Here is a 21,190-nt window from a genome sequence, read left to right on the forward strand (position 1 = left end):
ACATGTCCCTTTGTCCCGGTTGAATGCATAAGCACCGTGACTCCACGAAGGGAGTAAGGATGTTGTCAACCGGAACCGTTCCTAGTGGCATCCGTCTTTCGCCACAAGGTAACTTTAAAGCGCTCGGCTTGCCGGTCATTGTCAAAATCTATTTTGTCATAATTCTTGAGCGCCCTGAGTATTCCACTGCCGATGCCCCGATAAGGCAATAATTTGACCGCAAATGAGGTAATAATCGGATTTCTGATTACAGATATTCCGTATTTTATATTGTCAATGTTAATACTATTAGGCAATTTGCCCGGGCTCACCAGTTCTATGCGATTGTCAAAAATAAAAATATCAATAGGTGCATCAATAAAATAATCCCGATGAATAAGAGCATTAACTAGTAATTCTTCTAATACAATTTTAGGAATTTCCAGTTCGCCTATACTGTTAAATGACTGCTCATTCTGAAGTTTACGAAGATTACGCAACAAAAATCCCATACTTTTTTTAAATAACTCGGGGATATTCCCTATTATATCTTCACTATCCCTATATAATATGCCTGATATTTCGTTACCGACAAAACTAATTGCCTTAACCATGAATACAGGCCTACGCAACTGAGGAGTTTTACCAAACAATAATAAGCCGGCTAAAGTAAGACGACCTTCTTTAACCAGACACAAATTTTCCATAATTTTAGAAATGGAAATCTCCTGCTCCGTCAATGGTTCACCATATTCTTTTTCGTAATACTGTTGCAGCAACACATTATCAATATCATTTATTCCTGTATCATACACCAACAATTCATCTGCATATATTTTTTGAGATTCCTGAAAAAGACGTTGAAGCTCTTCTTGAGAAATTCTTCGCTTATCAGCACCGGACTTAGTTACATACACACCATTATTAGTACAATATGGCTTATTTATACCTGCCTTTACATCAATAACCAATAGCACTTTTTCTTCAACCTTGATCGTCTTAGTTAAAGGAGTAATCGGTGGTTTTACATGGTCTGTGGCAACATTAGAAACCATATTATTGAGCCTTCTGATATCCTCCGCACTAAGCCCTTTTATTTCACCATTATCTTTTACCCCAATAATAATTAGTCCACCAATCGCATTCGAGAACGCAACCATTTCCTCTGCAAGAGCAACATTATTAGTAATATTTTCTTTAAATTGAGTAGTACTGCCTTCTCCCAGTTCAATTCTTTCTAATATTTCCACTCCGCCCATGGTTTCCTACCTCCCCACCCTTAAGTGTCATTGGCGTCTATTATACATTATTTCATTGCTTACGCTCATTAGCTGCCAGCATTATACCAACAGCATCTTTCTTTATATTATAACCGTTGCATAATAGACCTTGCATTTTTTTCAATAAAATAAACAGCTAACTGTTTGAAAATCTCGCCTGCCACTTCCTGTTGTATTGTACAATTGTATTATTAACGCGAGAAAAGATGGAGTCAAATAAGGGCAAAAATATACCTTCGCATTCGATATATCCCTAAATCCCCGTGTAATCTGATATAACGCCATAATAAAACACAAATCGCAATGTCTGACCCCCTTCATCTAAAAGTCAGTAGTGCCCTTCTAATAGTTTCTCTATTTATTCCTGTTAGCTGTGATAGCATTCTTCCTGACAAACCAGTATCATTCCTTAGTTTAAGTATAAATTCCTTAAGAATATACGTGTTTTCTTTTTTGGCTATATCCTTTAAAGTCAGTTCATTACTTTGCAAAATATCATTTAATAACCGCTGAACGTAAGCCTCTATTTTCTCATCCAGTTCATTGCAATTACGAATATCAAGGCATACTTCACCGTCATACTCTGCATGAAACTGCCGAAATCGATTAAGCGCTATCTCTGTCTCCTGCCCGAACATCCCTAAAACTTCAGTCATCTCCGGTAAATAGCGTGTTACACCCGATCCATTTAAGTAAGCTTGATAACTACTCCATTTATACGCCTCGCTCCTATCTATACCAGCCTTTTCAGGATTCTGGTGAATATAGCGGATAACAGTTAAGAAATAACTGTCGCTCTCTATAGTCTCACTTTTATAACGGTCTTGAAATAGGTGCCCAACCCGCTGGTATTTTTGATTAAAGTATTTTACATAACTTGTTCCAATTCGTTTCATAAGCTTAGCGATGCCATTGCACCCTTCTTTAACCACTATATGAACGTGATTATCCATCAGACAATAGGCATATAACAAGCAACCTTCATCAGATTTCTTTGCATACAAGAAATCTATGAAGGTTAATTTATCTGCATCTTCTAAAAATATATCTCTCCGTTCATTACCACGTAACATTATGTGATAAATACCTGTTTTACTTAGTTGCCTAGCATTTCTTGGCATAGAAATCACCCAAGACCATTTTATTCCAAAATTAGATCGTTGTCAATCAGAACCGTCCCCAGTGGTTTTCACGAGCATGAAAAAAGAGCCTTACGGCTCAATTATGGATGACATTTTCTGCGGGAACGAGAACGTTTCTTGTTTTGCGGGTTCGAGCAAAGCTCGATGATGGTTTTAAATATTGCTAAAATAGATGCAGCTATTGTTATTATGTCCTTAAGAGTGATAAACCCCACAATACTCACCCCCTTATTAAATGAGTCCATAGGGTGACCATGAAGGCAAACATCACTTTACTTAATTACAGCTTACCGTTATTCCTAATAAATGTAAATGTATTTTTGTCTTCTTATTCTTACATCTACCGACAAAATAAAAGCCGGTTGTGTTGTCAAGGGAAGGGCATCAGGTTCAGGCTTGAGTTATATACTCAAGCCTGAACCTGATGTTACCCTTGTTTATTTTACTCCCCGGGCTTTAACAATCTCTGCCAGGAACTGCTTGGCCGTTTCCGTGATTGCCGTATAATTACCGGTTTTGGCACCGGCGGTCAGGCTGCTGCCTGCGCCGACCGCCACACAGCCAGCCTTTATCCATTCCTGCACATTATCAACACTAACTCCGCCGGTTGGCATGATTTGAGCCTGTGGCAAAGGCCCTTTCACCGCCCTGACCATAGCGGGTCCAAATAACTCACCGGGAAATAGTTTGATCACATCAGCACCTGCTTCCATACCTTCGACGATTTCCTTAATCGTCATCGCGCCAGCCATGCTTGGTACCTGGTAACGGTTACACAAACGTACTGTCTCGACATGTAAGCAAGGCGAAACTACATACTGCGCACCGCTTAACAATGAAATGCGGGCTGTTTCCGGGTCAAGAACCGTACCGGCGCCGATAATAAGCTCAGACGGTGAATACGTTTTGGCCAACTCTTCTATGATAGAATGCGCTCCTGGAACCGTAAACGTAATTTCGATTGCCTGCACACCACCAGCCAGACAAGCTTCGGCGATATGCTTAGCCTGGTCCCCATTCTCGGCCCGCACCACTGCTACTAATCCTGACCGAAAAATTCGTTCCAACACTTGTTGTTTGTTCAAAATAACTCCTCCTCTCCATTTTCCGTCCTACACCTCAATCGGCTTAATATCCTTCAACATAAACAAATACACCATCGCCCCAATCAGACAGCATGCCCCGGAAACCATCAGCGCCGGAATAAACGAACCCGACGAAGCGATAATAAACCCTGTCACAATCGGCCCCAAAATACCGCCGCAATTGGACACACAATTTTGTATCCCGCCCAGCACCGAAGTCATATTCCTTGGCGCAATGTCACCGGGTAAACACCAGATGGCGCTGGCTGCAAACGCCAAGCCTCCGTACGAGATACAAAGCAGCGCAATCGCGACAACATCTGACTGCGTCAAGCCTGCCAAGGCAATCGACGTCGCCAGCGTCATGCCGCCTACCAGGTTTATTTTCCGCGCTTTATTCAGCGATCCGGTCTTCGCGTACATATAATCGGTAAAAATGCCGCCGGCCCACTGAGCTAAGATCCCCGTGAGGGGCGGCAGCATAGCCATCCAGCCCATTTTCATCAGCGTCATGCCCCGCTCTTGCACCAAATACGTGGGAAACCAGGTAATAAAGAAATAGATGGCATAGTTCAGCATGAAGAAACCGATACACATGGCAACCACATTCCGGTAGCGAAGCAACTGGTACCATTTCAGTGGCTGCACCTTGTCAATCCCTTCTTTTTTCGCCTGTCCGTCCCGGATATATTGGAGCTCAGCCGCATTGATCGACTGATGTTTTTCCGGGTCCCGGTAATAAGCCCACCAGGCAAATACCCAGAAAATACCCAGACCGCCGCAAATCAGGAAGGCAACCTGCCAGCCATACACCGCCACAGTCCAGGCGACCAGCGGCATGGTAAAGGCAGTGCCGAACTTCGAACCGCTGTCAAATAAGGCGGTAATCCGGCCACGCTCCCTGTCTGGGAACCACTTGGCCGCCACTCCGGCATTACAAGGATAAGCACCCGCCTCGCCTGTCCCCATAAAGATACGGGCTCCAATGAAGCCAAGCGGGGTTTTCGCCATAGCGGTAACGGCAGTCGCCAGCGACCACCACAGCACTGACACCGCCAAACATAACCGCTGGCCGATCCGGTCAGCCAACCAGCCGGCCGGAATCTGAAAAGCGGCATAGCTCCAGAAAAAAGCCGACATAATGATTCCCATCTCCCCCGGACCAATATGGAGATCTTGGATGATGGCGGGAGCCGCAGCCGACATCACGGTGCGGTCCAGATAATTAATGACAATCGCCAACCACATGAGGATACCAATATAGAAACGGATATGAGTCTTGCCTTGTAAAACGTTATTCACCGGTTTTCTCCTCCTTTGCTGTTCGCATTCATCCCATCAGGTTTTCCTTTTCATCAAAACACCAATCCGCCGCACTCCCCAGAATAGTAACATGCTCCAGGTTTCGAGCCTCGCTTAAGACTGCCTCGGAAATCATAATTTCCCCTAAATGCAACGTGTCGCGGATGCGTACTACTCTGGCCTTTGTCCGATCAAATGCATTGCAGGTTTTAAGCGCCGCTTGCATGGCCTGCTTATCCGACCCCATGACCGCCGGCAGCCGGAGCGGTGAAACCACCGTGGAGGTCAGTCCGTTCATATAGGTGGCAACCCGGTCCATCGCCTGCTCCACCTTGTCCGTTGTAAAATCGGCCGCACCAATGCCATTGGCATTGCCATGCGTCTCAGACGTCAGGTTCAGCACCACCAGTTTGTTAATTGCCGGTCCACCGCTGGCGTAAGGGGTCGGATACCGGCCGGTAATATTGGGGTCCATGCCGTCGCCGGAAATGTTTTTTCCTAAGTAATCCACAATAAGTACATCCATGTCTGCAAACAAAATCGACGGCATATTCTTTTTAGCAATGGTTAGCAGCTCCGCATCCCGTTCAATAATGGCTTCCGCCGGAACCGCCTCCACCAGCGCCACTTGATCATAGGCGTTTTCCACTGTAGCAATGCCAAACAAAATTGGAGTACGGGCGATTTTGATCTGGGCCATTTTTACAATGAATTCATACATATACTTAAAGCTATAAGCATGACAGGAATCCGCCCCTTTTTGTTTGCCGAGTCCAATAGTAATCATCTTAGACAAGCCGCTTTCCACCGGAGCGCGGAAGGCGGTGTGCGGCTTGACCCGGTTAATCACCACAATACCCTCTGCTTCATAGGCCAGCCGGTCCATTAGTACCGGCAAACCATTGTCCAATCGCCCTACTTCCACAACCTCCATGGATGACCGGATCGGACAGCCCACTGCCGCTTCCGTCACACCCAGATTAGCCAATATTTCCTGTTGCCCTGCGGCTGTCGCGCCGCCATGACTTCCCATGGCCGGGACGATGAATGGAATTCCTCCCCGGCGTTTGATCTGGGCCACAGCTACCCTGGTTATCGTCACAATATCCGCGACACCACGGCTTCCGACGGCCACGGCAATCTTTTGACCCGGCTTAATCCGCTCACCGATGCCCGGTTTTTCAAACTCTTCACTCAGCCTGACGGCAAGATCGCCGACCCTGTCACCCGGAAACTCCTGCCGTACCCGCACCATTTTCGGCAGCACAATATCCGCCAGCAATGCTTTCAGCACTTCCATGCTGCACCCCTCCTTCCAGTTTCAAAAAATCACGAAATAGCATGGAGCGGCGGCTGATCTGATAAGACGCGCAGCACTTCCTCCGCCGCAGCCACCAGCGTTCGCTCCACCGCTTCAGCGGTATAGGAACCGCTATGCGGCGTAAGTAATACATTAGGCAGTCCGAAAAAGCGATGATCGGTAAAAGGTTCCTGATTAAACGCATCCAGTCCGGCCCCACCCAACTGACCGCTTGTTAGCGCCGCGAAAAGAGCATTTTCGTCGATAAGATCGCCTCTGGCGGTGTTGATGAGAATGACGCCCCGTTTCATCTGTGCGAAAGCCGCTTCATTAATCATGCCTTTGGTTTGTTCACTTGCCGGTAAATGCAAGGATAGAACATCCGCCTCCCGGTACAGTTCTGCCAACTCGACATAACGCACCCCAACGTCACAGACCAATTCTTCTTTCGGATAGAGATCATAGGCCAGAATGTTCATACCGAAGGCCCTGCCCCGGCGGATAAGTTCACTGCCGATCGCGCCGGTGCCTATCACGCCCAGTGTTTTCCCCCATAGTTCGCTGCCGGGAACTCTTGTCCAGTACCCCCGGCGGATAGTAGCATGCATGACATGGACCTTGCGGACCAGCCCGATCATTAAGGCGAACGCCAATTCACAAACCGAAATGCTGTTTACGCCGGGAGTGGTTGTTACTACCACTCCCGCCTCACGGGCGGCTGCCAGGTCAATGTTGTTGTACCCCGCGCCGTTGCGGGCGATCACCTTAAGCGTAGGCGCCCCCTGCCTGATCACATCCCGATTGATTTCATCCAGACCGGCGATCAGGGCATCGACACCTAGGATCAGGGCACATAGTTCCTTAGCGGTATACGGCTTGTCCGGTTTTGTCACCCGCACCTCATGCCCGGCCTCTGTAAGGAGCTGCTGCGCTTTGCTGCAGCCGGTAAACGAACGGGGTGTTGTCAAAATGACGGCCATATTTTCATCTCTCCTCTCCTCATTTTTCATAGCCTTCCTAGTTCGCTGCGTTGAAAGGCAGAAATAGTATGAAACTGTTCTTGTATATTCCAATAGACGTCTTGGTAGATAGCGTAGAGTGTTTCATAAGTCTGATGATGATTTTCACTGGGAGTGAAAATCCGTTTGATGCCTACCATGTCAGCGGCGGCATCGAGGCTCGGCAGCAGACCCAACGTATAAAATCCCAAAATCGCAGCGCCAAAGGCGGCTCCTTCTTCCACATCCGGCAGGGAGATTTCACGGCCCAACACGTCGGCTAACATCTGCAGCCATACCTCAGAACGGGTAAAACTGCCGCTGACGCGGATTTCCTGCGCCTGGCCAGTAAGTTCCTCCAGGGACAATAGGATGCTTTTCATCCGGTAACAGATACCTTCTAAAACGGCGCGGATCATATGACGCTTGTCATGGTTCAAGGTTAAACCGAATAACACGCCCCTGGCATCGGCATTCCAATAGGGCGCCCGCTCACCGGTAAAGAAAGGCAGGAGGATCAGGCCGTTGGAACCGACCGGAACATGCTGGGCATAGGAAGCCAGAAGGCTATAGGAATCCAAGCCTAATTTCTCAGCTACCCGCTGTTCGGTTTCGGCAAACTTATCCCGCACCCAGCGGAACGAAATGCCGCCATTGTTGATGGCGCCGCCCAGCATCCAGCGGCCATCGGCGAGGTTATAGCACCAAGTCCGCCCCTTGGCATCGGTTGTGGGCTGATCCGCCGCCATACGAATAGCACCGCTGGTGCCAATGGTAATATTGATTTGCCCTGCTTTTACCGCTCCGACTCCGACGTTGGCCAGCATGCCGTCGCCAGCCCCGATAATGACAGGCAATCCCGCCGGCAGTCCCAGCCGCTTGGCGATTCCCGCCAGCAGCGGATACCAGGTTGTGGTTGACACTACCGGAATCATCCGGTCAGCGGTAATGCCCAGTGTTGCTAATACTTCGGTATCCCAATCTAAAAGCGTAAGGTTGTAGCAACCGCTGCCGCTGGCTACAGACCGGTCCACCACCCGTCTGCCTGTTAAACGGTAAAAGACATAATCTTTGATGGAACCAAACCAGGCGGTCTGGGCAAACACGTCCGGCCGTTTCTGTTTAAGCCAGAAAATTTTAAGCAGGGAATACATGGGGTGGAGCGGACAACCGGTCCGGTGATACAAAGCGGTCGCATCCAGTTTGGCCTTAAGCTCTTCGAGGTAAATCTGCCCCCGGGTATCGGCCCAGGTCATCAACCGACTTAAAGGCCGGCCATCTTCGCCAATGGCTAAAAAGCTATGGAGTACCGAGCTTAGGGAAATCCCTGTTACATGTGCCCCTTCCCCGCCTAATAGACCCATCGTCCTACCAATCACTGCCTCCATGGCCATAACAAGCGTATCGGCATCTTGTTCCGCACACCCGGATTGGTCGGTAAACAGCGGGTATTCCTCGGTAGCAATAGCAGTGGAACTACCGTCCAGCCGGTAAGCTGCCGAACGGATACCGGTTGTACCGATATCTACCCCGAGCATGATGGATTCTTTCATTTCATCACCCCTTAGCCAGCTATACTTATTTGTCCTGACAGCGTCTCACCGCGCCTTGCGCTGCAAAAGCGGCCTGCTGCCGATAGAGATTGAGAAACAGACTTTCACTTGCCTGTCCGCATTTCGCCGGACTCCGGGCCATTCGTGCCGCCAGTTCGGTTTCACTTACCTGCCAGTTGAGTTGCCGCCGTTCTAGGTCAATGGAAATCCAATCACCGTCTTGTACCCAGGCAATGGGACCGCCGCTCGCCGCTTCCGGTGATAAATAACCAATGGACAATCCGGCAGATGCGCCGGAGAAACGGCCATCCGTAAGAATGGCGACCCGTCCGATTCCGGCGGCTACTTCGGTAAGCCGATGCATTTCCCGCATCCCCGGCCCGCCTACCGGTCCTTCATAGCGGACCACAATGACATCACCGGGCTGAATTTGCCCGGAGGCAAGAGCTGTCATACATTCTTCTTCTGCATCAAATACGCGGGCCGGTCCCTGAAAATCCCATAATTCTGCCGGCACTGCCGAACTCTTTACTATCGCCCCTGCCGGCGCCAGATTTCCGGTTAGCACCGCCAGTCCTCCCTCAGCGGCGAAGGGCCGGCTTAAGGGACGAATGACTCGTCCATCGGCACTTTCTGCTCTTGCCAGGATGGACGTGAGCGGCTGGTTGGTTATGGTAATAGCATCGGTATGCAGGAGTGGTTGCAGTTCTTTTAAAATGGTGGGCAGGCCCCCAACCGGATAAAGATCAGCTACGGTGTATTCCTGGCTGTTGGGCACTATCCGGGTAAGGAGCGGCGTGATCCGGCTGATACGGTCAAAGTCTTGATAGGTAACCGCCAGGCCGCATTCCTGAGCGATGGCCGGCAGGTGCAGCACCGTGTTTAAAGAACCGCCCATGGCCAGGACTACAGTAATGGCATTTTCAAAAGCTTCTTTCGTCAGAATGTCGCGGGCCTTGAGCCCCTTGTGTACCAGGGAAACGGCAGCCTTTCCTGTTTCCAAGGACAGCATTTGCCGCAGCTTACTCCGCGCCGGAAACGTGGCCGAACCGGGCAGCGTCATGCCAAGCGCTTCCGCTACTATGCACATTGTGTTGGCTGTCCCGAGGAAGGGACAAATCCCGGCAGACGGATAATACTCCAGCATGGTATCAAAAAGAGATTTTTCATTGATTCTCCCCTGCAGGAATTCCCGGCGCGCTTGTTTGGATGCAGCCGGGGTACTACGGTTGACCATCGGACCGCCGGTCACCATGACCGCAGGCAAATTGAGCCTTCCTGCCGCCATGAGCATGGCGGGGACAATTTTGTCGCAGGAAGCCAGCATGACCATGCCGTCAAAAATCCCGTGCCCCCGGATCATGGCCTCAATGGAATCGGCAATAAGTTCCCGACTGGGCAGTACATACTTCATACCGGCATGCCCCTGGGCAATGCCATCACAGAGGGCAATAGTGTTAAACTCCAGCGGAAAACCGCCTGCTTCCCAAATACCTTTTTTTACCTGTTCCGCCAGCTCGCGCAGATGGCAGTGACCGGGAACAATGTCGTTCCATGAATTAACTACGGCGATGATGGGGCGATCGAGGTCACGATACCGGATGCCGGTTGAGCCTAAGTGGCCTTTGGCAATAGCACGCTGGTAGGGTGGTAAAAGGTTAAGCTGTGTTTTCATGATTATCACCTTGGTTAAAAAGATTTTGGAACTAGACTTCTTCTATATTGCCGGGAAATAAAGAAATCCAAGTCTTTGCTTCAATAGACGTTTACGACTTGTAATTGTGTTTTTCTGATGCCCAAACATTAGTACGTCATCCTTCTTGCATCCTCTCCTATTCTATTAGTATTTGTTTCCACAGCGTGAACTTCAAGACATAGTGAAACCTCTAGCGGCACGCCAAACTCATTATTAAGTTTTAATGCAATATTTTTTGATATGGGTCGTTCTCCATTTAATAACATTGAAAAATAACTTTTGCTAACTTTTAGTCTTTTTGCCATCTCTAGAGGTTTCAATTGATGAACAATCATAATTTCTTGTAAAATCCCCATTGCAATAATCACCTCCCCACACGCCTTCAGTTCACGCTCTGTTAACTCGATTATAGTTCACGTTTTATGAACTGTCAATGTTTTTTAGTGCAAAAGTTATTCTTTTGTGAACTTTTATTTTTGTTGTTCACTAATTGTGATATCATGTTTTTAGGTGGTGATGAAAATGAGTAATGACAGTACAAATATTCTTTTCGGTAAAAGGTTACGTGAACTTAGAGAAGAAAAAGGCTTATTACAAGAGGATGTTGGAAATTGGTTTAATATGCGAAAATCGACTGTTTCTCAATGGGAAAGTGGTAGATTACCTCATGCCACCATCATAGTTGAGCTTGCCAAACGACTTAATGTTTCCACCGACTATCTCTTCGGTATTGCTACTGATCGTAAACAACATAATATTTCACCTATCGCCACCCACCAAGCAGAAAAAACAATCGATGACCTACCATCAGAGGCAATTGAACGTATAGAAGAATTTAAAGAGTTAATGCGAATTAAGTACGGCAAAAAAACTAAGATAGATAAGTAATAAGAAATTTCGTCTATCGTAGAGTTCCACTTATCCGCAGACCCTTTATAATCCTTTATCCTTGTCCTTTCTCAAACGATACCCTGAAAAAATGAGGTCAGCGGATTTTACCGTTGACCTCAAAATAGTTTAATAAGCAAATATAGACACGCTCATTCACATGCACGTGGGCACATATATAACTCATGACCCCCTATTACAAAAGCCATCTACAGAAATTAGTAGATGGCTTTTTAAGTGTCGTCCCTGGCTTTCTATTTTTTTTGCGCCGCTATCTGTTCGGCAATACCAGATTCCTTTAGGATTTTATCAAGCTTTGCACACTCGGTTATCCATTTTTCACTAAATTCTTGCGGTCCCATATAATCTACCGACATTCCCATTTCTTCCACGAGCTTTTTAAAATCAGGGTCGTTCACTATTTTTTTGAACGTTTCAGCCAACCGTATCTTTACATCAGTTGGCAGCATCTTGGGCGCTGCGATTCCTTGCCAAATACTAAACGTGACGTTTACTCCCTGTTCTTTTAGCGTTGGTACATCTTTGAGTTCAGGAATAGTTGACCGTCTCTCAGATGCAACTGCCAACACCCGAACCTTACCATTTTTAATATGTTCTTTTATCCCCGCAGTTCCGAACAAAAGTTGAACATGTCCGCCCAGAAGAGCAGCAATTCCCTCAGAATCTCCCCTAAATGGAACCTGCGCAATACTAATGCCCGCCTCCCTGGCGAACATTTCCCCTGTTATATGCACTGCCAAGCCTACACCCGAATGACCGAACTTTATTTCCCCCGGATGCTCTTTCGCATATTCGATTAATTCTCCAATATTTTGCCACGGTTGATCTGCCCGGACCGCCACAACAATCGGAAAATCTGCTACCTGAACTATCGGGTCTAAAGCAGTAGCATAATGATATCTTGTCTGACCATGAAGTGTTTGCAAAATCGTTCCAGTGCCTATTGCACCAAGCGTATAGCCGTCAGGATTAGCTCCAGCCAATTCATTCCAACCTATATTGCCGCCGCCACCCGGTATATTGGTGACAACCAGCGGCTGGCCCATATATTTCATTGCCGTTTTCTCCATCGCCCGTACCATTTTATCCGTACTTCCACCAGCAGTGTAAGGAACAATAACCGTAATCGGTTTAGTTGGATATTCCATAGAAACAGTCATCTCTTTATCTTTCACACCACATCCCATCATCATCGTCATTGTGGCTAAGAAGCACACAAATACTAGACGAATAAGCTTCTTATGTACCACATTGTCCCCTCCTTGTTATGATTTTTATTTACATTATTTCTACAAAAATACATTATTTCCTTTTTTTAGATGATAATTTTGAAATAAACGACACGAAGACGGTGGTAGTGTCTTAACCGCTTTTACTTTTCTTTCTGTGGTATTTTTTTAACCCAGTCTTTTCTTATTTCACAGTTATATTGTTGTCAGTCACCCCGTCCCCTGACATCTCTTAGTAATCCCGTCCCCTGACATTTCTTGATTATAATCCCATTCCTTGACAAATTTGCAGGGAATTCTTTACTTATCGAAGAACTATATAATATAACACTAAAATGTGACTTAACTTTAGATATGCTCAGATCGTTCCCAGCAAGTATATTGCGTTGGTATTTTTCCGAATGGTCTGCATATCTGAAATCATCCAAGGAGGGATTATTTATGGCTAACAACTCAGATGGAACTGCAAATGTACTCTATGTAGGGAATAGTGGTCAAAATAATATCGATTCTTTACTTTCAAATTTTCGATGGAGTTCAAAAAATATAACATACAGTTTTCCTAACTGGGAATCTCATTTCCTATATCAATACTCAAATGACAATGAGCCTTGGGATGGCTTCCAGCCATTATCCGAAGCGCAAAAAGCGGGTGCAAGAGCCGCTCTGCAAGCCTGGGCAAATGTAGCAAATATTACTTTTACTGAAGTGTCTGAGCCTAACTCAGTTGGAACAATACGAATTGCCCAAAGCGATTCTCCTAGTACAGCGCAGGCGTATCGTCCTGGCACAGATCAAAGCTCCGGAGACGTTTGGTTCGGATCTTATGAGGACTATTCAAATCCACAATGGAAAACCTATGCCAACTTTAGTTTCTCGGCAGGCTTCCTCCATGAATTAGGTCATGCAATAGGACTTAAACACCCCCAAAATTACAACTATGGTGATAAAGGTATAGAAGCTAATAGTACTATTGATGCTTTTCAGTACACAGTAATGAGTTATTGCGCTTATGTTGGAGCAAATTATAATTATTATCACGGTGACGTTAATTCATTTCCTCAAACCCCTATGATGAATGATATTCAAGCAGTCCAATACATGTATGGCGCAAACTATAACTATAATTCAGGCAATACAATATACAAATTCAACCCTACTGATTATAAAATCTTCCAGACGATTTGGGATGGTGGCGGTGTAGATACTTATGATTTATCAAGCTATACAACCGACACCGTCATTCAACTCAATCCCGGTTCCTGGAGTAAGTTTTCAGATAACCAGTTAGCAGATTTGGGAGATGGTCAAAAACCGCCTGGAAACGTCGCCAACGCTTTATTATATAATAACAATCCTTGTTCCTTAATCGAAAATGCCGTTGGAGGATACGGTAACGACATCATACGAGGAAACCTGGCTAACAATGTATTAGACGGCGGTGCAGGCCAGGATCAGTTATGGGGTGGCACAGGCGGCGACGACATTCTGCTAGGCGGTGCCGGCAGTGATACTTACTGGTGGGGTAAAGGTAATGGTCATGATCAAGTTACCAATTCTCCAGATAATGCGCAAGACGCTCTCTGGTTATATAACATATATTCTGGCCAATATGCTGCCCAAAATATAAACGGTGATTTTCACTTTGCCTTAGCGGATGGCTCAACTCTTGATTTAAAAGGATGGTACTACTCTGCCCCAAATAATAGAGTTCAAAGTTTTGTTTTTGCAGACAAAATAGCCTATGCATGGAATAACGGTAGTGGCGCGACAGTTAATCTATCTAATAAAATCTACCTCGATAATGGTATCAACCATTTAATATCCCTTGATTCTGGAAATTCCACTCTGCGTGGCGGGTTACTATCTGATGTCATTGAAGGTGGGAATAATTCTGATCAAATTTGGGGAGGTGTAGGCGGAAGCGATACATTAATAGGAAGAGCAGGTGCCGACGCTTATTGGTGGGGTAAAGGTGACGGTCATGATCAAATTACCACTTCTCCAGATAACGCTCAAGACGCTCTCTGGTTATATAACGTATACAAAGGCCAATATACGACCCAGAATATAAACGGCGATCTTCAATTGTCCGTAGCGGATGGCTCAACTCTTGATTTAAAAGGATGGTACACTTCCGCTTCCAATAATAGAATTCAAAGTTTTGTTTTAGCGGACAAAATAGCCTATGCATGGAATAACGGTAGTGGCGCGACAGTTAACCTATCCAATAAAATCTACCTGGATAATGGTATTAACCATCTAATATCCTTAGATGCTGGAAATTCTACTCTGCGTGGCGGGTTATTATCCGATGTTATTGAAGGTGGAAACAGCTCTGATCAAATTTGGGGAGGTTCAGGCGGAAACGATACATTAGTAGGAGGATCTGGTGCTGATACTTACTGGTGGAGTGCCGGCGACAGCTATGACACTATAGCTGCTTCAAGCAGTAACAACCAGGATTTAGTATATATCTATGGGAACTTAACCAAAAATAATCTTGATACTGTTGTAAGCGGAAATGACCTAATACTTAGGTATGGCTCAAATCAGCTTACCATACAAGATTGGAACATGGGTACAGACTATCAATTAAATCAATTTTACTTTGCTAGCGATAAGCATACCTACCAGCTCTCCGTGACCAATGGCGCGAGTCAGTGGGCACTAATGAAATAAATTCTTACTATTAATTTCATAGGAAAGAGGATAAACTTATCATTATATTCTAAAATACAACAAAAAAATAGATGAAAAGCTGACGACCATATGGTTAGTTTTCAAAAAATAAGGATGTTTTTTTATGAATATGAATATCAGATACTGGAATATCCTCAAAGGATTGGGGATTATTGCAGTAGTAATAGGTCACACGGTGTCGCCACTAGGGCGATATGTATACATGTATCACTTGGCACTGTTTTTTTATGCATCCGGTTTTTTATATAAAGATACATATTCTTTGTCGCCAGGAAAATTTGCGGTAAGAAAAATAAAGAGTTTATATTTGCCATATATAAAATACGGTCTATTCTTTTTGTTACTTCATAATGTTTTTATTCGGATTCATGTTTACAGTGGCGAAGAAATCCCTAAGTTATTACCTACACACTATTTATCTGCCGTAAAAAATACGTTACTATTTAAAAATATTGAACAACTCGCAGGGGCAATGTGGTTTATAATTGTCTTGCTTATTGTCTGTATGTTATTTTGCCTGATAAGATATTTCTGTATTACTTATAGCCAAAATCACAGCACGGTTCTAACAATAATAATAGTATTTTTCTTGTATCTTGCAGGATTTAGTACAAAAGAAATGTCAATGTACGGTAATGTTGCATTGATTGTTTTGCCGGTATATCTTACTGGTTTTTTAATAAAAAAATACAATATCGAATTACCGTTTCATTGGTCATTCCTCGCAATAAGTATGTTTATTGTTATTACGATTTGCCATTTTGTCGGTCAAATTGAATTAAGTAGAAAAATATTTTTAAATCCGGCTGCTTTTCTAGCAGCCTCAATGGCTGGAATTTATGTAAATCTTTATGCTAGTAAAATACTTAATAAATACGAAATTCCAGCAAATTTTATATCATACCTTGGAGAAAAATCTTTATCAATTATGGCCTTGCATTTTCTGGCATTTAAGATTGTCTCGTTTGCTTATATACATTATTACGGTATGTCAAAATACTTATTGGCAAAATTTCCTACTATTCCAGGAGTATCATGGGTTGCTTATGTAATTATTGGGCTAACCATCCCCTTACTATGCGAGAGATTAATACGGGAGATACTAAAATTTTCAAAAATGAGCATTATTAATGAAAAATCCTCATCTAATTCAAGATGAGGATTTTTGACGCTTATGATACAACAGTCAACAATACTATAGTCACGCTCATTCTCTTATAAGCTCTATTTGCTTTATCAACGCGTCCTTATACTTTTGCCGAAAGATTTCCGCGGAGAATCTTTCGGCATTTCTACGGCAGGCAGAGGGTAAAATTTGCCCTTGTTCTTGTTCAAACCTCTTTACTGCCGCCTGTAATGCCTGAGTCGTTTGTTCGCCAAAAAATACTCCCGTGGGTTGCTGGCTATCAAGCCCTTGAACCGTTTCTACAGCGCCGCCACGACCATAGGCAATAACCGGAGTTCCGCATGCCTGCGCTTCTACCGGAGTAATGCCAAAATCCTCTTCGGCAGCAAAGACAAACGCTTTAGCCCTTTGTATATAATCTTTCAAAACAGGAAAAGCCTGATAGCCTAAGAAATTAATATTTTTACCCGACTTAGCCTTAATCTTAGCATAATCAGGTCCGTCACCAATAACCACCAAGCGTTTATCCGGCATTTCGCTAAAGGCCTCAACAATTAAATCCATCTTCTTGTATGGCACCATTCGGGAAGCTGTTACATAAAAATCCTCTTTATCCTCGCATAGTGTAAATGCCATAACATCAACCGGCGGATATACCACCAACGCCTCACGTCGGTACACCTTCCAAATACGCTTGGCGATAAACTGCGAATTGGCAATAAAGCAATCAACACCATTGGCTGTCCGTACATCCCACATACGCATATAATGCAAAATGACTTTGGCTAAATACCCTTTTATTCCTTTTGTCAAACCAGATTCCCGTAAATACTGATGCTGCAAATCCCAGGCATAGCGAATGGGCGAATGGACATAAGAAATATGTATTTGGTCCGGACCAGTTAACACACCTTTTGCTACCGCATGAGAGCTTGAAAGCACCAAGTCATAGCCGGATAGATCTAGCTGCTCTATGGCGAGCGGCATTAAAGGCAGAAACTGACGGTAATGCTTCTGCGCAAAAGGCAATTGCTGTATAAAAGTTGTCTGTACAGTATGACCTCCAAGAAAAACCCGCTGCTCCTGTGGCAAAAAATCTACTACCGCATAGATATCGGCCTCTGGAAACAATGCAACAATCTGCTCCACTACTCGTTCCGCACCGGCATAAGTAACCAGCCAGTCACACACAATTGCTACTTTCATTGACTCAACACCTTCCGCATTACTGCGGCAACACTCTTCCCACACTTTTCCCAAGAAAAAAGCCTTGCCTGTTCGAAACCTTTTATGCGCAATCTTTCGCGCAAACCTTGCTCCTGCAACAGCATGCACATTTGCTTAGCGATATCTTCTGGCTGCCTAGGATCACAATAAAGAGCGGCATCGCCACAAACTTCCGGCATGGAAGCTGCACGCGAAACAATGACAGGGCAACCACAGGCCATAGCTTCCAACGGTGGTAATCCGAATCCTTCATATAAGGAAGGAAAAATTAGAGCCTCTGCTCCTAAAAAGTATTGTTGCAGCAAACCATCGTCAATCATTCCAGTGAAAATTATCCGTTCTCCTATTTTATCAGCTTCATTGATTACATCTGTATCACCGGTAATGAACCCTTCTTTGCGACCAACAATAACAATATCATGCGGAATCTCATTCTTTAGTAAATCAAACGCCCGCAACAAACTCCCAATATTTTTATGTGGCTTCACATTTCCCACATAGAGAAAATAGGGTCTGGAATGAACCGGGTTGCCGCCCTTCAACGCAAGCCATGTCGGGTCGATACCATTAGGAATTACCTGCATCTTACCAATGTCATACGAAATAAACCGTAACAATTCGTGTTGCGTAAAGGCAGATACCACAAGTATCGTGTCCGCCTTGTGTGCTACACATTGAAACATGCCCTTGGCGTAAAGCTGTTTATGCCAGCCCGGAAATAACTCAGGCATAGCCAAATGAAGCACATCGTGAATAGTAACCAACAGCCGTCCCTGATACAATATCGGAATATTGTAATGAGGCGACCAAAATAAATCAGTATTCGCAGGAATCTTCCTTATCAAACGCCACTGTTCCGCCAGCGAATAAATGGGAGCCTCACATTCTATTACCCTAACATTTGCACTCTTTACCCACTCATATTGCGACAGTGTGGCAACCGAACCTAATAAACAGAACTGGTACTCTGGAAGATAGCGCACGACCTGCGGCAACACCTGCTGCAAATAGCGGCCAATCCCGGATGACTGAATCATACGAGCATCGACGCTTATAATCACTGCTATGCCCCCCCACGCAACAATATCGCCACAATCTTCCATACCCTATCCCACTGCCTTCGACGCATTCGATTGACAAGTGTTCCAATAAATGCCAAATACACCGTAGGCAACGCCCATGGGTAAAACTTCCGGGTAAAGCGAATCCGGTTTCTTACCATATACTGATCGGCTAACCAGCTTTTTCCTTCCTTGCAGCGATCATTGGCACCACTACTTTGGCCTTCTTTATGATACACAATACTATCGGCAGCATATAACAGCCGATACCCCTTGCGCCGAGCCCGAACAGCCCAATCTTGCTCCTCAAAATATAGAAAATAGTCTTCCGACAGCAAGCCTACATTTTTCAAGAACGATTGGCTTATCAGCATGGAGGCTCCTTGTATCCCAAACATGGTTTCTTCCACGACCACAGTAGGTACAGGTTGACTCACATGATGCCACTGCCCAATCTGATGTGATATTCCGAACCAATAATTATATGTAAACCCCCCATACGCCTGAATATAATCCTCTTGATAATAATAGCGTAACGTCGAACCACACAGACCCCCATCAGAAAAGGGGCTCATTCGCTCGACCATTGCAGTCAACGCATGTTTGTCAATAACAGTATCATTATTCAATAACCACACATAAGCAAAATTATTACGCCGCAGCACATACCGTAACCCCACATTATTCCCGCCAGCGAAACCTAAGTTCTCACCAGTCTGAATCAAAATTAGCGGAGCTTCACGACCATCTATTCCCCCGGCTTCAGCCTCTTTACGCGAATAAGTTATATAAGTAATTAGCTTGCCACTTGTTTTTCCCTGCGCCCAAGCTTGTAACTGCTGCCACGAATCATCAGTTGAGCCATTATCGCAAACAACTACCACATATGGGTTATAATCATTGCCAAATACACTTTCCAAACACGCAACTGTATCTTGCCAGCCATTCCAATTCAATATTAAAATGTATACCTTATCGCTCATGGTGCCCTCGTCTACTTCAGATATTTTCATCCTTGGCTCACAATAATACTCCCCAAAACAACCAGTGGGGCACAGGGGTCAGGCTTGAGTTATACGTTTTTTGACTTATTTCTTATTCTCTTCGTAATTTGACTATACCGTTAAACTCTTTAAGAGCCATACAAGCTGATCAAATAAGTCAATTTTTACATAACTCAAGCCTGACCCTACAGATGAGCTTTGTCGGCAGCAAGAGAATCGCAGACTGCGCAATTAGGAAATAAAAAGGCCGCCCTAGTCAAAGAAGGGCTGCACGGCATATTCTGCCAGACGAGAAAATTCCTTTTTCCCGTCTGGCAGAATATGCTATAATAAGCGTACAGGTTGTCAGGAGACGGTTAACACTCCCGCAATAAGGGGGGTGTTACTTAATGACTACATATGGATTGTGTTTGCTACTCTAGTAGTTTTAGTCATAAAAGGCAAGTAACCGCTCCTGGCCAAAGGTAAGCGGTTACTTCTTGTAACTAAACTCTTTTGGGTTAACCGTTTCCGGTTAGACAGCCTGTGGGCTGGCGTGTTAGAGCACGTCAGTCCTTTTCTTATATTATTATACCCATAAGAATAAAAATATGCAAGATCAGAAGGGCAGACGGGTCAGGCTTGAGTGATATATTTTTTGACTTATTTCCTTTTTTCTTAACTGTCTATTAACTCTTGCCAAATCCTTGTAATATTGGCTGGATCAATCTGGAGTATTTTGGCTAACTGCGTTCTTGTCATTAAATTTCTCTTTATTGCTTCATAAATCAAGCGCTTTCTTGCTGCCACCACCTGCCGTATCCGGCACTTTCCTACCAACTGCTCTTGATTTACTTCTTCCTCTACAACAATCTTCTCAACTAGCTGCTCCCATGTTAGCTCCGTCCGTATTTTTTCCATTCCTGCTTTGGGGAAAGTTTTTTGTTCTTCTTGCTGTTCTTCTTTTCCGCTTTTATATTCCAGTTTATCAACGACTGTCCCTACTATTTTCAGGTATTGATCTGTTGCCTTATCAAGATCGGAATTCAATATATTTAATATAAATTCCACATTTACTAATCCATACGTTTTTCTAACATAGGATAGATGACTGCTCCACCCATAGTCGATTCCCTCCGGTATCTTTGCCCGTACTGGATTCTGATGAATATAACATAATACCATCATTACATAGCTCTCTTTATCACATAAAAATGCCTTGTAGCGTTGTTCAAATACATGCCCGCTGTGTTTACGATGCCAATTGTAATACTGTGTATATCTCTGTTGAATGCCTTGCATAATTTTTGCCAATGGAGCTTCACCTACTTGGAGCAGTAGGTGCACATGATTGTCCATAATCACATATGCGTACAATCGAAAATCATATCGTTTTTTATAGTCTGCTACTATCTCTAGATATTTTGCTTTTTCTTCATTTGTTTCAAATATATATGCTCTATTATTTCCTCGGGCTATTACATGATAGACTGCATCCTCGTAGTGTATCCTTGGTTTTCTTGCCATCCTTCTCACCTGCCAACCTTACTTTGCTTGAGTTATATAAAAATTGACTGTGAATAAGTCAATTTTTATATAACTCAAGCCTGACCCCAT

General features: G+C 44.6%; 17 protein-coding genes. 3 read left to right on the forward strand and 14 right to left on the reverse strand.

What is annotated here, in order from left to right:
• Window positions 1–65: 65 nt before the first annotated feature.
• From ACZ449_RS15045 to ACZ449_RS15085, 9 genes are all read right to left on the reverse strand, one after another.
• Entirely contained in the window at window positions 66–1,238 is a 1,173-nt protein-coding gene (locus tag ACZ449_RS15045) for an RNA-binding domain-containing protein (protein ID WP_464261780.1), read from the reverse strand.
• A 338-nt stretch (window positions 1,239–1,576) separates the two neighbouring features.
• Entirely contained in the window at window positions 1,577–2,380 is an 804-nt protein-coding gene (locus ACZ449_RS15050) for a transposase (RefSeq protein WP_464261781.1), read from the reverse strand.
• Window positions 2,381–2,838: 458 nt separating this feature from the next.
• Window positions 2,839–3,486, reverse strand: a complete 648-nt coding sequence (locus ACZ449_RS15055) for a bifunctional 2-keto-4-hydroxyglutarate aldolase/2-keto-3-deoxy-6-phosphogluconate aldolase (RefSeq protein ID WP_464261782.1) — start codon at window positions 3,484–3,486, stop codon at window positions 2,839–2,841.
• 27 nt (window positions 3,487–3,513) lie between these two features.
• Window positions 3,514–4,734, reverse strand: coding sequence for an MFS transporter (locus ACZ449_RS15060; protein ID WP_464261882.1), 1,221 nt, complete (start codon window positions 4,732–4,734; stop codon window positions 3,514–3,516).
• A gap of 82 nt (window positions 4,735–4,816) precedes the next feature.
• Entirely contained in the window at window positions 4,817–6,043 is a 1,227-nt protein-coding gene (locus ACZ449_RS15065; protein ID WP_464261783.1) for a nickel pincer cofactor-dependent isomerase, group 22, read from the reverse strand.
• Window positions 6,044–6,117: 74 nt separating this feature from the next.
• Complete coding sequence (locus ACZ449_RS15070) at window positions 6,118–7,068, reverse strand: phosphoglycerate dehydrogenase (protein WP_464261784.1); 951 nt, start codon at window positions 7,066–7,068, stop codon at window positions 6,118–6,120.
• 26 nt (window positions 7,069–7,094) lie between these two features.
• On the reverse strand, window positions 7,095–8,624 hold the full coding sequence (locus tag ACZ449_RS15075; protein ID WP_464261785.1) for a gluconokinase: 1,530 nt from the start codon (window positions 8,622–8,624) through the stop codon (window positions 7,095–7,097).
• Window positions 8,625–8,664: 40 nt separating this feature from the next.
• Window positions 8,665–10,314 carry a dihydroxy-acid dehydratase gene (gene ilvD, locus ACZ449_RS15080; protein WP_464261786.1) on the reverse strand — a complete coding sequence of 550 codons (1,650 nt, stop codon included), beginning with the start codon at window positions 10,312–10,314 and terminating at the stop codon, window positions 8,665–8,667.
• 128 nt (window positions 10,315–10,442) lie between these two features.
• Window positions 10,443–10,691, reverse strand: a complete 249-nt coding sequence (locus ACZ449_RS15085; protein WP_464261787.1) for a helix-turn-helix transcriptional regulator — start codon at window positions 10,689–10,691, stop codon at window positions 10,443–10,445.
• Window positions 10,692–10,857: 166 nt separating this feature from the next.
• Between ACZ449_RS15085 and ACZ449_RS15090 the strand changes: the two genes are divergently transcribed.
• Window positions 10,858–11,223 carry a helix-turn-helix domain-containing protein gene (locus tag ACZ449_RS15090; protein WP_464261788.1) on the forward strand — a complete coding sequence of 122 codons (366 nt, stop codon included), beginning with the start codon at window positions 10,858–10,860 and terminating at the stop codon, window positions 11,221–11,223.
• 254 nt (window positions 11,224–11,477) lie between these two features.
• On the opposite strand, the gene ACZ449_RS15095 is transcribed toward ACZ449_RS15090, so the two are convergent.
• Entirely contained in the window at window positions 11,478–12,494 is a 1,017-nt protein-coding gene (locus tag ACZ449_RS15095) for a Bug family tripartite tricarboxylate transporter substrate binding protein (RefSeq protein ID WP_464261789.1), read from the reverse strand.
• A gap of 420 nt (window positions 12,495–12,914) precedes the next feature.
• Here ACZ449_RS15095 and ACZ449_RS15100 point away from each other — a divergent pair, with 420 nt between their 5' ends.
• Both ACZ449_RS15100 and ACZ449_RS15105 read left to right on the forward strand, forming a co-directional pair.
• Window positions 12,915–15,155, forward strand: a complete 2,241-nt coding sequence (locus ACZ449_RS15100) for a M10 family metallopeptidase C-terminal domain-containing protein (protein ID WP_464261790.1) — start codon at window positions 12,915–12,917, stop codon at window positions 15,153–15,155.
• Between the two features lie 124 nt (window positions 15,156–15,279).
• Window positions 15,280–16,335 carry an acyltransferase family protein gene (locus ACZ449_RS15105; RefSeq protein WP_464261791.1) on the forward strand — a complete coding sequence of 352 codons (1,056 nt, stop codon included), beginning with the start codon at window positions 15,280–15,282 and terminating at the stop codon, window positions 16,333–16,335.
• A 48-nt stretch (window positions 16,336–16,383) separates the two neighbouring features.
• On the opposite strand, the gene ACZ449_RS15110 is transcribed toward ACZ449_RS15105, so the two are convergent.
• From ACZ449_RS15110 to ACZ449_RS15125, 4 genes are all read right to left on the reverse strand, one after another.
• Window positions 16,384–17,508 carry a glycosyltransferase family 4 protein gene (locus tag ACZ449_RS15110; RefSeq protein ID WP_464261792.1) on the reverse strand — a complete coding sequence of 375 codons (1,125 nt, stop codon included), beginning with the start codon at window positions 17,506–17,508 and terminating at the stop codon, window positions 16,384–16,386.
• Window positions 17,505–18,590 (reverse strand): glycosyltransferase family 4 protein, encoded by a 1,086-nt coding sequence (locus ACZ449_RS15115; protein ID WP_464261793.1) that lies wholly within the window; start codon window positions 18,588–18,590, stop codon window positions 17,505–17,507. The genes ACZ449_RS15110 and ACZ449_RS15115 overlap by 4 nt, the downstream gene beginning before the upstream one ends.
• A gap of 2 nt (window positions 18,591–18,592) precedes the next feature.
• Window positions 18,593–19,573, reverse strand: coding sequence for a glycosyltransferase family 2 protein (locus ACZ449_RS15120; protein ID WP_464261794.1), 981 nt, complete (start codon window positions 19,571–19,573; stop codon window positions 18,593–18,595).
• A gap of 678 nt (window positions 19,574–20,251) precedes the next feature.
• Window positions 20,252–21,100, reverse strand: coding sequence for a transposase (locus ACZ449_RS15125; RefSeq protein WP_464261795.1), 849 nt, complete (start codon window positions 21,098–21,100; stop codon window positions 20,252–20,254).
• Between the last annotated feature and the right edge of the window lie 90 nt (window positions 21,101–21,190).

The sequence above is a fragment of the Desulfosporomusa polytropa genome (assembly GCF_055380075.1).

Bases quoted from the DNA above. Each gene is read 5' to 3' on its own strand.
- ACZ449_RS15120 (WP_464261794.1), bottom strand. From the start codon at position 19,573: ATGAGCGATAAGGTATACATTTTAATATTGAATTGGAATGGCTGGCAA.
- ACZ449_RS15125 (WP_464261795.1), bottom strand. From the start codon at position 21,100: ATGGCAAGAAAACCAAGGATACACTACGAGGATGCAGTCTATCATGTA.
- ACZ449_RS15100 (WP_464261790.1), top strand. From the start codon at position 12,915: ATGGCTAACAACTCAGATGGAACTGCAAATGTACTCTATGTAGGGAAT.
- ACZ449_RS15060 (WP_464261882.1), bottom strand. From the start codon at position 4,734: ATGTGGTTGGCGATTGTCATTAATTATCTGGACCGCACCGTGATGTCG.
- ACZ449_RS15105 (WP_464261791.1), top strand. From the start codon at position 15,280: ATGAATATGAATATCAGATACTGGAATATCCTCAAAGGATTGGGGATT.
- ACZ449_RS15075 (WP_464261785.1), bottom strand. From the start codon at position 8,624: ATGCTCGGGGTAGATATCGGTACAACCGGTATCCGTTCGGCAGCTTAC.
- ACZ449_RS15085 (WP_464261787.1), bottom strand. From the start codon at position 10,691: ATGGGGATTTTACAAGAAATTATGATTGTTCATCAATTGAAACCTCTA.
- ACZ449_RS15050 (WP_464261781.1), bottom strand. From the start codon at position 2,380: ATGCCAAGAAATGCTAGGCAACTAAGTAAAACAGGTATTTATCACATA.
- ACZ449_RS15045 (WP_464261780.1), bottom strand. From the start codon at position 1,238: ATGGGCGGAGTGGAAATATTAGAAAGAATTGAACTGGGAGAAGGCAGT.
- ACZ449_RS15090 (WP_464261788.1), top strand. From the start codon at position 10,858: ATGAGTAATGACAGTACAAATATTCTTTTCGGTAAAAGGTTACGTGAA.
- ACZ449_RS15110 (WP_464261792.1), bottom strand. From the start codon at position 17,508: ATGAAAGTAGCAATTGTGTGTGACTGGCTGGTTACTTATGCCGGTGCG.
- ACZ449_RS15070 (WP_464261784.1), bottom strand. From the start codon at position 7,068: ATGGCCGTCATTTTGACAACACCCCGTTCGTTTACCGGCTGCAGCAAA.
- ilvD (WP_464261786.1), bottom strand. From the start codon at position 10,314: ATGAAAACACAGCTTAACCTTTTACCACCCTACCAGCGTGCTATTGCC.
- ACZ449_RS15065 (WP_464261783.1), bottom strand. From the start codon at position 6,043: ATGGTGCGGGTACGGCAGGAGTTTCCGGGTGACAGGGTCGGCGATCTT.